We start from the raw sequence: 14,099 nt of genomic DNA on the forward strand, positions 1-14,099 counted from the left end.
CCTTTAAGAAAAGTAACTATTTAAAACTAATTTCTAGTTATTGTTCCTCGGCGGTCACAGAAAATTGCCCTGTCACTTCTGCTTGAACATCATTATTTCCTTCCCCACTAAAGCTAAATGTTGCGCTTATAACATTACCTGATACGGTTACTTCAATGTTTCCTGAGGTAGCTGTAACTCCAGTGGTTTCAAATGTTGAGGTATTTACAGAAGTAAAAGTTGCAGTGTTGTTAGAAGTGATCGCAAGACTATAGCTTCCGGCCCCATCAAAATTGATTATGGAAATGGCCATAGAATTGCCAGTACCTTCTGAAGCAACTATTGATAGTACATTACCATTACTAGAGCTTGTAAGGTTTGCCTGAACCAACTTTTGACCTTGTACTTCTCCAGAAGCATTGAAACTGGCAGAAATGTCTCCAGTGACGGTGGCAGATAGGCTATTTCCAACCGGGGCAGCATCATCAGAGTCTCCTCCGCATGCAAAAAGGAATGAAGCTAAAATAAGATAGGCGAATAATTTGATCGTTTTCATGACTATTGTTTTTTAGGCTAAGTTCATGGTAGTCAGTACCTGATGAAATACCACCAATTTGCGATTTCACATCCGTATTTCGCGGTATTTTTCTGTTTTTGAAGCTATTTAGCTATGATTTAATTCCTTCAGAATAGACACCTATCTACCGAAACCAACGGTAGATCGAATTAAGAGACAAAGAAAGTTTACAGCAATATCAAATAGCTATTTTTGAAGTTCCCGCTAAATAGTCAAAACCATGAAAACCACGCTAAAATCTCTTATTGCCTTAGCAACATTCTTTCTTTCGCTTTCTCTTGTCGCACAAGAGTTTACAGCAGGAATTAATACAGAAACCCCAAACCCCAATGCAGTTTTGCATCTAGTTGCACCGAATGGTGATCAGGGATTATTGATTCCAAGTTTAACAACAGCCCAGAGAACCGCAATGAATGGCACTTTAACAGCCACTGATAATGGCTTGATGGTGTTTGATAGTGATGCAAACGCCTTCTATTTCTGGGTAAACCCAAATTGGGTTTTGACAACAAACACTGACAATCAAAATTTAACGTTGGCGGGAAATAACCTTACCATCGATAATGGTAATACCATTGATTTGAGCAGTATAAATACAGACAATCAAAATTTGACTTTAGCAGGAACTAACCTTTCGCTAGATAGGGGTAACACTGTAGATCTCACTACTGCAGGATTTGTAGTTACGGAAAGTGATCCTACAGTACCAGCAAACATCAAGGATGGAATCGATTATTCGGAACTTTCAGGTATACCTGCAAACATCGATATAGATGCCACCGATGACCTGACATTAAGCACGGCACCCGCTGCCGGAGATATCGTAGGTGATTTTCAAACGGGTCTTAACCTAAATGTCGGCAGCGTTACTGCCGTTGAAATTGCAGATGGTAGCATAACCAATGCGGACATTGGAGATGTGGCTGTTGGTAAAATCACAGGCGCACCTAACCTGGATACTGATGCAACAAATGACTTAACTACTGCAGATATCGGAACCGCAACTGGAAACGTTGTGACACTATCCGGCCCAAGTACATTGCCAGCATTAGATGGAAGTGCACTTACAGGAGTTACCGCTACAATAGCTGCAAATTCAATTACAGGCACTGAACTAGCAAATGGAGCTGTAGGTTCCACTGAAATTTTAGATGGAAGTATTACTGATATTGATATTAATGCAGCTGCAAATATTGCCGCAAGTAAACTAGATGCCAATGTTATGATACAGGGTGAAAATGTAAGCTTACTTAATAACGATGCTGGTTATGTGGTAAGTGGTGATAACGTTTCCATTTTCACCAATGATGCAGGTTACTTAGGTAGTGGTGATAATGTTTCGGTGTTAGTTAATGATGCTGGATATATTACCGGCGAAAGTCAAGATATAAGTACTGACGCTTCTCCAGGTAATATTTCTATAACAGGCGGTTCTACCATTTCAATAAATGTTGATGACGCTGACAACAGCCCAACGAATGAGATTCAGGATGCCTTGGCGGTAGCGTATGACAATACAGGAGACTTAGTAATTACCACGGCAAATGTAGAGGCTGCCTTAAAGGAATTAGATGCCTCCGTAGCTGCCGGTGATGGAGACAACAGTCCAACGAATGAGATTCAGGATGCCTTGGCGGTAGCGTATGACAATACAGGAGATTTAGTAATTACTACAGCAAATGTAGAGGCTGCCTTAAAGGAATTGGATGCCTCCGTAGCTGCCGGTGATGGAGATAACAGCCCAACGAATGAGATTCAAGATGCATTAGCAGTAGCCTATGACAATACAGGAGACTTGATCATTGCTTCAGCATCTGTAGAAGGCGCACTTAAAGATTTAGATGCCTCCGTAGCTGCCGGTGATGGCGACAACAGTCCAACGAATGAGATTCAGGATGCCTTGGCGGTAGCCTATGACAATACAGGAGATTTAGTAATTACTACAGCAAATGTAGAGGCTGCCTTAAAGGAATTAGATGCCTCCGTAGCTGCCGGTGATGGAGATAACAGTCCAACGAATGAAATTCAGGATGCCTTAGCGGTAGCCTATGACAATACAGGAGACTTGATCATTGCTTCAGCATCTGTAGAAGGCGCACTTAAAGATTTAGATGCCTCCGTAGCTGCCGGTGATGGCGACAACAGTCCAACGAATGAAATTCAGGATGCCTTAGCGGTAGCCTATGACAATACTGGTGATTTGATAATAACGACGCTGAATGTGGAATCGGCCCTAAAGGAATTAGATGCCTCCGTAGCTGCTGGTGATGGAGACAACAGCCCAACGAATGAGATTCAGGATGCCTTAGCCGTAGCCTATGACAATACTGGTGATTTGATAATAACGACGCTGAATGTGGAATCGGCCCTAAAGGAATTAGATGCCTCCGTAGCTGCCGGTGATGGAGATAACAGCCCAACGAATGAGATTCAGGATGCCTTAGCGGTAGCCTATGACAATACTGGTGATTTGATAATCACGACGCTGAATGTGGAATCGGCCTTAAAAGAATTAGATGCCTCCGTAGCTGCCGGTGATGGAGATAACAGCCCAACGAATGAGATTCAGGATGCCTTAGCGGTAGCCTATGATAATACAGGAGACTTAGTAATTACTACAGCAAATGTAGAGGCTGCCCTAAAGGAATTAGATGCCTCCGTAGCTGCTTCTGCTTTAAATTCAGGAAATGGCGTAACTATTAATACCAGTAACATTGACTTGGGTGGCGCTCTTTCTGCGCCCGCCACCATTACTACTGGTGCAGGAAGTAATGACTTAATTGTAGACGGTGCTGGAAGATTTATATCCAATACAGCCATAGAAACTAGTTTAAATAGCCCTGTAATTAATCTGGGCGATGCAGGGACGGATGACATTAATGTTATTGGTGAGTTTAATTTTGAAGCTGGTGTTAACGATTTGGCGCTGGTTGTGACAACTCAGTCCAGCGCTACTCCTATACTAAGAATTCCAGACTTACCTACCAGTGATGAAACATTGGCTTTGGTTAGTGATTTAAGTTCAGTCTCAACTCTTATTGATAATCCATTTACTGATAATTTAATTTCAGGATTAGGGGCTGGAAGTGCTTTGATGACTGGAGGAGATAGAAATGTGTTGCTAGGTGCAAATTCAGGTAGTGGGGTTACTACAGGTACTGATAATATCACTATCGGTCGAAACGCTGCTTTGACGCTTACTACTGGTGTTCGGAATACTCTCATTGGAACGGGTATAAATACCAGCCCCACATCTCAAAATGTAGTTGGAATTGGTTTCAATGCAGCGGCACCAGGTGATGGAAGTGTAGCCATTGGTTTTGGTGCTCAAACCAATAATATAGATGGGATCGCCATTGGTAGAAATGCCCAATCCAATGCAGATGATGCGATTGCCATAGGGGCATTTACAGATGCAAATACACCAGGTACTATTGTGCTTGGAGATGGAACCAATTCCAATTACAGTGTTGGAATAGGTATTCAAAACCCACGAACTCCACTCCAAATAGGAGGAGAATTTGGCATGGGCCATTTTGAGAATATTACAGAAACCATCAATGGAGATGCAATTATGTCAAATTTATATCCTGACTATTCCAATGCAACGATTAATCAACTAAGAAGAACCAATTCAGATTCTGCATCTTTTATATTCTTCGACAATGGTGAAATCTTGTTTATGAACGTCGTAAATGGAGCGCCAGATTCGCAAGTAGATTTATCTGATGCTGGAACAGATGTTCGCAGCTGGATGTCATTAAGAAATACTGGAAACATTGATATATCGGAAGGTATTCGTATTGGCTCACCAGACCCGGGAGATGAGGAAGATGGAATGATCCGTTTCAATGGTTCTGGTTTTGATGGTTATTTTTCCGGAGGATGGAATTCGCTGGGAGGTGGTTTGGCTCTTCCTTACTCGCCAGGATCGGTTGCAAATGCTGCTGATTTATTCTTTATTGAGCAAACAGGAAGTGGTGGAGCTGGAAGATTTCAAGTAAATAATGGAGCTAGCACAGTAAACGCCCTTTCTGTAGAGTCCAATGGAGGTGCAGGATCACGAGCGATACATGTTATAAATACTGGAGCTGGAGATGCTGGAGAGTTTACAATTTCTGGAGGAGGTAATGGAGCGGCAGTGCAAGCAAATACAGATGGTACTGGTGTTGCGGGTTCTTTTGCTATAACCAATGCATCTAACGCATCTAATAGTTTAGTAGTCACCACTTCAGGTGTTGGAGGAGCATTGAGCGCCAGTGTCAACAACGGCACAAGTTCAGGTTCAGCCATTTTTGCGTCTACAAGTGGCACCGGTTCTGGAGTAAATGTTAATCATACAGGTACCACAGGAAATGGCATTCTGGTTAATATGAATGGATCAAGTTCTAATTCAGCTATTGAAGTAATGAACAGCAATGGACCATCTATTATTACGGATGGTAATGTTGGGATCGGATTTAGTTCTCCACGAGGACCCTTAGATGTTAATGTCGGTATCAACACATCATATATTACAGGAAATAGTAACGTTGCCACCGGGCTATTGCAAGTTGAAAATGCAGGAACAGGTGATGCATCCATCCGATTTGACGTACCTGGTAATAACACCGTCCTTGGTATCGATCAGACAGACGGAGCGACTTTCAAAATAAATATGGGTGCCTTACTTACCGATGGTGTAGCAGATTTCGCAATTAGCTCATTAGGAGATGTAGGAATAGGCACCGCTACACCAAGTGCTAAATTGGAAGTAAATGGGAATTTTGCGACTGCCAGCGATATCAGTTTAGGTGGAAATCTGATCAGTGCAGTTTCCGGACCATTCAATGTTGATCCTGTGGCAAGTGACACTCGAATAGTGAGATTGGATGGAGGGCCAATAGCACAAATAGCTGCTGGATTGGAAGGACAAGAGATAATTCTAGTATCAACAGCTCTTAGTGTGGATATCATTGATGCTGACAATGGAGGAAATAACATTCAGCTAGCCAACAATAACCCTAACTTTTTGATGAATGTGAATGCAACGTTGCATTTAGTTTATATAGGTACATTCTGGATAGAAATTGGAAGGAGCGCTCAATAGTATGTCGATGAGAAATATTATCTGTTTAATCAGTTTTTTAATTGCTCAATTGGTTTCCGCTCAGAACATTACTTTCGGAAATCAGACCACACTTTATGTGGGTGATGGAACCGTGTTTTTCTTTGGAGGAAATACAACCTTAAACGGTTCTTTGACCAATACCGGCAGAATCGTTAGTTACAGTGACTTTGATTTTGTCCTCAATACAGACGTTGGCAATCTTAAATTCACAGGTGCCAACGATCAAAATTTAAGTGGAGATACACTTGATGTAGGTGATTTCATCGTGGACAAGCAAGGGAAGCTGACTTTACTGACAGACCGTGTAATTGTTTCAGGAGCCTTAGAAACTACCAATGGAGTAATTGACGCTGAAGAAGAAGAGGATCTATTGGTGAGTGGTAGTTCGCAAGCCGTTGGATCTGGATATGTGGAAGGTAAACTGGTAGGAATATCACAGGGAGGACCTGTTACATTTCCAATGGGTGTGAATGGATCTCCTAATTACATGACCATTTCAAATTTAGCTAATGGCGCTATCGTAAGTGTTGAATGTCGTTTACCCAATCAGAGCCAATTGTTACCTGACGAAGATATGGTTGGCCTGGCCGATGAGGTAGAATGGATATTGAAGGTAAAGGGTGATTCTACAACAGCTCAAATTTCAGTCAATTTTTCAGGGGTAGATCTTGATCCTAATAATTTTTCAAATGGGGAGTTTGTGAGAGCCAATGTATATACGCCAGCCATTGCACTTTATTCGAAGGTAGATACACTTTATCATATCCTAAATGGCACGCAAAACACAGCTGATCCTTTCAATGCCAGTGGTGTAATTACTTCAGACGAGACGATTCTCATTACCAATGAAGGGAGAAGACTGGCGATTGCTCTGGTTCCGTTGGTGGATGAACCAAGATTATTTGTACCTAAGGCTTTTGCACCAAATGCTACTTTAGAAGAAAATCGTGCATTCAAAGCCTATTTTACCGGGACCCTAGTCACATCAATTTCCATAGTGCTATATGATTCATTCAACAAACAAGTATTCACTGTTAGTCAGACAGGAGAAGATCTTGATGTTTCGCAGTTTAGCTGGGACGGTGTATTGAATTCAGGCCTTGATGCACCTGAAGGGGTGTATTATTATAATGTACGCGTAGTAGCAGATTCACAAGAATATAGCCAGGTCGGATCTATTTTATTAGTAAAATGAAGAAATGCCTCCTCACCACTTTTTTTGTATTCAGCTCATTGTTATTGATGGCGCAGGAAGGTCAATTTTCTCAATATTTTGCCAGTTCAAGCGTACTCAATCCAGCCTTTACAGGTACTATTCCTAACCTTTCATTTAACTCCAACTATAAAAGAGGAGGCTCGCCGAGTTCAGATTCTTTTCTGGAATTGCTGCAGGTTACGTTTACCTATCCATTTAAAAAGACAACCAGCAAAGACCATCAAATCGGAGGAGCTGGAATTACTTTTTTTCAAGAAAAAAGAGGGTTTGAGGGCATATATGCATCCAAAAAAATTCTCCTCACAGGAGCCTATGCATTCCGGTTAAGTCGCCTCTCCAACAAGACAATTGTGTTTGGATTGCAAGGAGGAATTGTTCAGCATACCATTGATGGGTCTAGTTTAACCTGGGGATCTCAATTCAATAGATACATAGGATATGACAACACAAAAGTTGGAGAAGAATTGGGTGCAAATCCTGTGTTATATCCAACTTTCAATTTCGGAGTAATTTATTCTGCATTTGACAATGAAAACAGATACATAAGAGATAAAAGTCTCTTGTTAGGTTTGAGTGTGGATAATCTGAACAGGGCTAATGTCTCTATCGAAGGATTGGAAGGCGCAAGGAAAAGCCTTTTGTTTAAAGCATTCGGATCATCAAAGTTGAATTTAGCACCAAGGTGGCACATTCATCCTTCGGCTTATGTTCTTTATTCGCAGGGTAGCAGCCAAATCAATGCTGGAGTTTATTTTTCTACTCTCATTAGCTCCCCAACCTCGAATACCGCGGTAAACCTGCAAGTGGGTTCCTGGTATCGTTTAGAAGATTCAATTATTGTTTTGGCAGGATTTGAAATCGATAATCTTAAAATTGGCTTTAGTTTCGATTTGAATACCCAATCTTTCGATATCTCTGACCAACTAGGAGCCAACTTGCCTACATATGAGGTTTCCTTAACTTACAACCTTGATCTATCAACACCATTGAGAAATATTTCAAGCCCGATATTCTGATCGTAAGTATGAGAAAAATACTCACCACAATAATATGCCTGCTTGTTAGTTTTATTGCAGTTTCTCAATCTATCCCTAAACTTTTGAAACTGGCAGATGAACATTACCAAAATGGTATTTACAATGATGCAATTGAGTTTTATGATAAAATAGCTGGGATTGACAGGAATAATCATTTTGCTAGATTCCGACTTGCTGATTGCTACAATAAGACATTGCAGTATGAAAAGGCCAAGACAGTTTTCTTACAACTGAGCAACACGCCCAATCAAGAATATAGAGCACGCTCGATGTATAGCTATGCAGGCTTGCTAAAGCAAGAAACCAGATTCAACGAGGCAGATTCCATTTATTCTTTTCTAATATCAGTTCCGGATGCAGAGCCTTATCTTGTTGAGTTGGCTAGAAAACAGAGCGAAGGGTGCCAACTGGCACTGCGACAAAAGAAAGCGGATCGTGGGTTTTCTATCCATTCAATGGAAGAAATTAACTCCAGATTTCATGATTTTGGTGCGATTCTGAACCCTTCCAGCAAGCACGTAATACTCGCAACTACACGAAATTTACCAGGCAATCAATATGAGGAACTACAATATGAAGGTCTATTACCAGACCTAGTTTCGTTTGAACTGAGGAACAACGGAAGATGGAGGATGTCTTCCTCCAATCAAGATTTTTCTAATCTAAATACCCAATGGCCGGAAGGATCAGGTTCTTTTACAAGAGATGGAAGTGTCTTTTATTTTTCCTCTTGTATAGAGGGAGAAGGCTCCGAATGTAGCATCATGGTTAGTTACTTGGAAAATAATAAATGGACAGCTCCGGTTCCTCTCAATGCATATATCAACGAGCTTGGTTCAGAGAATAAGCAACCAGCAATTTCCGTGACTGGCGATACGTTATTTTTCAGCTCTAATAGGTCTGGCGGAAGTGGTGGAAGTGATATTTGGATGAGTTTAAAAGGGTTGGAGAAGGAGTCATGGACGCCAGCTATTAACATGGGAGCTGTTATCAATTCGCCTGAAAATGAAATTACTCCCTACTATTCCTCTGCTTTTGAATGCCTTCTCTTTGCAAGTGATGGGCACGTTGGATATGGTGGTTATGACCTTTATGCAGCAAAAGGGGAATCATTCTTTGAGCCGCAGATTTACAACTTAGGAGACCCCTTCAACTCTACATGGGACGATACTTACTTTGCAATATCTGACACTGTCGGATTCTTATCGTCTAATCGTGAAAATCACGAAATTCTGAATGTATACAACTTTGATGTGAGCAATGAACGCTTATTTCTTTCCTTACTTATTTCAGGAGAATCCTTAATCGATGCTCGATTGGTGTCTAAGTTTAGAGATATTCAATCATTGGATTTGGTGACATTTCGAGTAGAAGATTATGCAGGATACGACCTTTTTGAGCCCATCAGGCCTTCCAAGCCTAAACCTAAAATACTTGAAGATAGCATCGTTGTTGCATCTACTGAAACATCGGAAGTTCGATTTGAAAAGCTCTACTATGACTATGGATTACATTCTTTACGATCTGAAGCTGTAGCGGCTTTGCAGAGCTTGGCGCAGCAGGTTCAGGGTCAAGTTTTCGAGGCGATAGATATTTTAGCGTTCACTGATAGTATTGGCTCAAATTCAGCCAACCTCCTATTAAGCCAGCGTAGAGGAGAAGCTGCACGCGCGTATTTGATTTCTCTTGGTATTGATGGTGATAAGATTAATGTGTTGCCAAGAGGTGAAATTCCTTCTCAAGGAAACGATCATTGGTTTAGACGTATTTTTAGGCGAAGAGTGGAGATTATTTTGAAAGTCAATCAAGGCATGCAGTTGCGTACTGCTAAAAGCTATATCGTAAGAAAGCCAAACTCCTTGAAACGAATCGCTGAAATATTAGGCGTGGACTATCAGCAACTTAAGGAATGGAATGGTGATAAGCAGGGAATTATAACAGCTGGAAATACAATTCGAGTTTATGAAGATTCAAATGTTGAGCGACCAATAAACCACCTGGTAGATGAGGAAAGTCTTGACTCGTTTTCAGTTAAAAACTAGCCTTTGGACACGAGGATATAAGCTCCCCAGTTATACGGATTTGAATCCACTTTTCTGAATTCTCTTCTCGCATTGAAAAAGGCTGTTTGCGGATCTTTAACAACCAATAATTCCCTATAAAATAGATTCATAAAATTTCGTGCTGCTTCGTCATTAATTTTCACGAGCGAAAGGAGGACGTTCTGCGCACCGGCAACAAGAAACGCTCGCTGCAGTCCAAATACACCTTCACCGTTTTGTACCTTACCTAAACCAGTCTCGCATGCAGCTAATACCACAAGATTAGTCTGATCTAAAACGAGATTCATTGCCTCATATGCTGAAAGTAAGCCGTCGTTAGTGCTGGATTCAGATTTACTTAGAAATAGCCCTGAGCTATGTAGTGGATCTGTATAGTTGGGGTCATCAATAAAATAACCATGCGTAGCAATATGAATGATTCCTGGATTTATAAAGTTTTTAATTCTATCTTCTGTGGCCTCAGAGAAATAGTAAGTTTCTGTGTTCCATCTTCGAACGTCTAGAATTTCACTAATATCGCTTGCTTCTTTTTCTGCACCAGGTAGCTGATTAAGTGAGTAACCTTCGATCTTGGAGAAATCCGGATTTCCAAAGATTTTGGCATCTGTGACTAACTCTTGAACTTCCCTATAAAGTAGATCTTTACCGCTAGTGATATTAATAATGTCATACTTATCAGACATGTATTTATTGGCTGATTCATCATAAAAAACTACAGGATTAAGTTTATGATAGATGCCATCAGGCGAAAGATAAAGCTTGTTTACATCATGTAAGTGCTCGTCTATTTGTTGCCAAAAAATACCATAGCTGTGCTTATCTTTTACGCCATACTTCAATGAATTTCTGTAGGTGGCAAAACCTTTTGTTAAATCGATTGCTGGAAGTTTTACAGTTTCCAGAACACTATCTTTTTTGATAATGAATGCCATATAATGAGATTCATCTTCAAATCCTTGATCGATTTTTTCATCAACTACATCTACAGAATAATCCCTGTACTGGATGATGTCTATCATGGCTGTGCTGTCCTCAAGCTCCAGGCTAATTTCAGACCAATGGTGATAGGTGGATTTCTCCTGATCCGCAAATACTTTAAACTTTCGGGAAAGGTCTTTTTCCAGACTTGCACATTCCTCTTCAAGATGCGTAATAGAAATTCCTTGTTTGATACGATCAGCTTCTGTTAGCAGGTAAGCCTGAGCTAAACTATATTTCTTTTCTCGCCATGTGTTGTAGTCTCTTTTTATTTTATCATCATCACTATTCTGTATGAGTTTTCTCATTTTCTCTGAAGCGTAAAAGAGAATTCCTCTGGTATTTAGGAAATGATTGAGCGCATTATTGGCGTATTTGGAATCTATGTTTTCATCAGCAAATGCGAGAGCACAAAACCTGCCGATGTTGTATCTGGTTTCATCAAAGTAGAGCTTCCGCTGATTGTCTGTAAGTACTGGGAAGATGTCCTGCATGTGCTTAATCTCTGCTGATAGCGCATGATCGAAAGACTCCATGGCTTTCTGATAATCTTTCACAATCATGTAATACAAGCCAAGGTCATTTACAGTTTTGATATATAGTGGATGATAGTTCCCAAGTGTATTTGCCCTAATTCTTTTGGCCTCTGTTAGTAGCTTTCCTGCCAACGAGAAATTGCCAAACTGAAGATAAAGTAGTGCTACATTGTTAAGTGATGTAGCATAGTTGGCATGTTCTGTTCCATAGATCACCTTGTCCATATCTAGTACTTTCATATACAGATCGAGTGCTTTTGGCAATTCACCCTTGTCTTTATAAATACTTGCCAGATTACTGAGGCTACTCGCATAATCAGGATTCATAGACCCAAACAAATCGAGGAATCCTTGCGAACTTTCTTTAAAGCATGCTTCGGCTTTTTCAATGTCACCTTGCCTTTTATAGATCGTGCCAAGGTTGTTTATCATGTAAGGACGAATGGTTCTGATTTCACCAGCCACATCCAGCGCTTGGTCCATGTAATTGTTGGCCGTTTTCAGATCGTTCAACCGATAGTAAAGGATACTAAGTCCATTGAGAGTCTCAAGAAGCATTACCTTATCATCCTGATAGTTGCTACTCTTTTTTTCCAGATTGTGAAGCAGATAATTCTCAGAATCGGAATATTCGCCTTGCTCTATCTTCAAAGCTGAGAGTCTATCAATGGCGCGGAAATATTGAATCTCATCTTTACCCTTCGCCATTTCGATGGCTCTTAGAAGCTCGCTTTCACTTTTATTCAAATCACCAAAGTGCCGATACGTAGTTCCAAGCTCTATTTGCAGGGCAATACTTATTGAATCGCTAAAGTCTTTTCCTGATGTTAAAGCTTGTTTTAGCGCGTCAAGGCTCTCTTTAAAATTGCCTACTTCTCGGTGAAAAATACCCTGTCTATATAAAAATCTAATTTGGGCTCTCGCATCATCCTCGAGTCTGGTATTGGTTACTCTACCTGCCAAATTGAGAAATCTACCAGCTTTTTCAAATTCACCCAGTTCCTGATACAAAGCAGAAAGATTGTAATAGATGCCAAGTAAATCTTGATGGAGCGAATCTTTTTTGGCTATTTCATGATTCAAGCCACTGTGTAACGCATTTAAGCTTCGCTGCTTATCGTTAATCTCCCATAAAATAAGTCCAACATTATTGTAAAGCCCTGCTAATCCTATCTCAGTCACACATTTGGCAGAATCAAGATCAGTAAGAAGTGAATTGGCGTAGAATTTAGATTTAAGAGGAAAGGAATATTTAAAACGTTCGGCACTATCCAGCTTTTGTAAGCATGACTGCCCCAGTAGTGACACAGACGCAATAGAAAATAGAATTACAAGGCTTTTCCTAAGCATAAATCAATGATGGTAGTCAATTGTAGATAACAAGGATACAACATTCTTTAAATGATCCTTCGATTTTTCCTACCAACCGAGCCTCAAAACCGATGAAGAGGGATGTGGACACTTCTACACTTCGTCTGTAAAGTGTTTTTTAGATTTTTCAGTAGTGAATTTTTCTTGATTGTACTGATCGGTGCCACCCTTTGGAATAGAAAGTGATGCCCAATCTTCACCTTTGATCATTTTGGCTAGATATACGATTTGTCCTATATGGTAGCTGTAATGTGCCAACTGTCGGTGAATGGCGTCAATAACTGTGTGGCCCTCATTTCGGATATAAACAGTTCGATTTAAATCAGTTTCCTTTAATTCCTTTAAAGCATTTGTAAAGGTAGCCCATCCTTCTTCCCACTTCTCCATCATCTCTTCCCTCGTTTTGATCGTAAGTTCAAATTCACCTTCACGGTCTCTCCAGTCCTTTTCACCGTCTTCGGTCAGAAAATTTGTCCATCTTGAAAGCATATTTCCCCATAGATGCTTGACTATAATTGGAATACTGTTGGAACCATCGCCGGGGATAAGGTGTAGTTCATCATCAGAAAGTGAATCAAAGGTTCGTTCGCCAAGCGATTTGTAGTACAAAAGCAGTTTGATAAGGTTCTCGATCATTTGCTAAAAATCAATTAATGTTGTTGCTTGTTCTTTCAATCGTCTCAGACTGGATTCATCAGTTAACCTTCCATCTTCCATCATTCCGTTCACACGAGTCAATTTTGGCTTATTGGCTAATACATGCATACCAAGATAGTTGAAAATATCTGTTAGATGACTCATCGCCATGACGCCACCTTGAATACCAGAAGACAACCCTACCATTGCACATTTCTTTCCTTTGAGTGTCCCCGGAAATTCAAGGGCATCAAGAAAAGTTTTCAGAATACCTGGAAATGATCCATTATATTCAGGAACGATGAACACATATTTTTGTGCAGTTTTCATGTGATCTCGAATGGGATTGAAATCCACGTTGGTTCCCTGATTTTCATAAAGCGCCGTTGCGATAAAATCAGAAGGCAAATTTTCCAGATCAATTATGGTTGATTCGCTGCCTAAGTCTTTTAGTAGTTCCTGATACTGAAGTGCTACTTGCTTGGAGACAGAATTCTTACGATTGGTGCTACTAATGATAGTAATCATATAGGATTTTCTAAATCAAAATTGTAGATATGGACTCATATAGAAATATTTGCCCGATAATTGCGTTT

8 protein-coding genes are annotated in these 14,099 nt (G+C 40.4%); 4 read left to right on the plus strand and 4 right to left on the minus strand.

Annotated features, from left to right (window positions below):
- Window positions 1–37 precede the first annotated feature (37 nt).
- The gene (locus ABJG98_RS04535) at window positions 38–535 is read right to left on the minus strand and encodes a hypothetical protein (protein WP_348278290.1); all 498 of its coding nucleotides are present in this window, start codon (window positions 533–535) and stop codon (window positions 38–40) included.
- A 241-nt stretch (window positions 536–776) separates the two neighbouring features.
- Between ABJG98_RS04535 and ABJG98_RS04540 the strand changes: the two genes are divergently transcribed.
- Genes ABJG98_RS04540 through ABJG98_RS04555 form a run of 4 tightly spaced genes read left to right on the plus strand, consistent with a single transcriptional unit; the run spans window position 777 to window position 9,961 of the window.
- Entirely contained in the window at window positions 777–5,645 is a 4,869-nt protein-coding gene (locus ABJG98_RS04540; protein WP_348278291.1) for a hypothetical protein, read from the plus strand.
- 7 nt (window positions 5,646–5,652) lie between these two features.
- Window positions 5,653–6,861 (plus strand): hypothetical protein, encoded by a 1,209-nt coding sequence (locus ABJG98_RS04545; RefSeq protein ID WP_348278292.1) that lies wholly within the window; start codon window positions 5,653–5,655, stop codon window positions 6,859–6,861.
- The gene (locus tag ABJG98_RS04550) at window positions 6,858–7,898 is read left to right on the plus strand and encodes a PorP/SprF family type IX secretion system membrane protein (RefSeq protein ID WP_348278293.1); all 1,041 of its coding nucleotides are present in this window, start codon (window positions 6,858–6,860) and stop codon (window positions 7,896–7,898) included. Before ABJG98_RS04545 ends, ABJG98_RS04550 begins: the two co-directional genes overlap by 4 nt.
- Window positions 7,899–7,906: 8 nt before the next feature.
- Window positions 7,907–9,961, plus strand: a complete 2,055-nt coding sequence (locus tag ABJG98_RS04555) for an OmpA family protein (protein WP_348278294.1) — start codon at window positions 7,907–7,909, stop codon at window positions 9,959–9,961.
- Here ABJG98_RS04555 and ABJG98_RS04560 read toward each other — a convergent pair.
- From ABJG98_RS04560 to ABJG98_RS04570, 3 genes are all read right to left on the minus strand, one after another.
- Entirely contained in the window at window positions 9,958–12,846 is a 2,889-nt protein-coding gene (locus ABJG98_RS04560) for a CHAT domain-containing tetratricopeptide repeat protein (RefSeq protein ID WP_348278295.1), read from the minus strand. The genes ABJG98_RS04555 and ABJG98_RS04560 overlap by 4 nt on opposite strands.
- Before the next feature lie 114 nt (window positions 12,847–12,960).
- Complete coding sequence (locus ABJG98_RS04565; RefSeq protein ID WP_348278296.1) at window positions 12,961–13,503, minus strand: DUF1572 family protein; 543 nt, start codon at window positions 13,501–13,503, stop codon at window positions 12,961–12,963.
- A gap of 3 nt (window positions 13,504–13,506) precedes the next feature.
- Window positions 13,507–14,031 (minus strand): NAD(P)H-dependent oxidoreductase, encoded by a 525-nt coding sequence (locus tag ABJG98_RS04570; RefSeq protein WP_348278297.1) that lies wholly within the window; start codon window positions 14,029–14,031, stop codon window positions 13,507–13,509.
- Window positions 14,032–14,099: the final 68 nt, after the last annotated feature.

It is taken from the genome of Ekhidna sp., from assembly GCF_039960695.1.
Taxonomy (GTDB): Bacteria; Bacteroidota; Bacteroidia; order Cytophagales; family Cyclobacteriaceae; genus Ekhidna.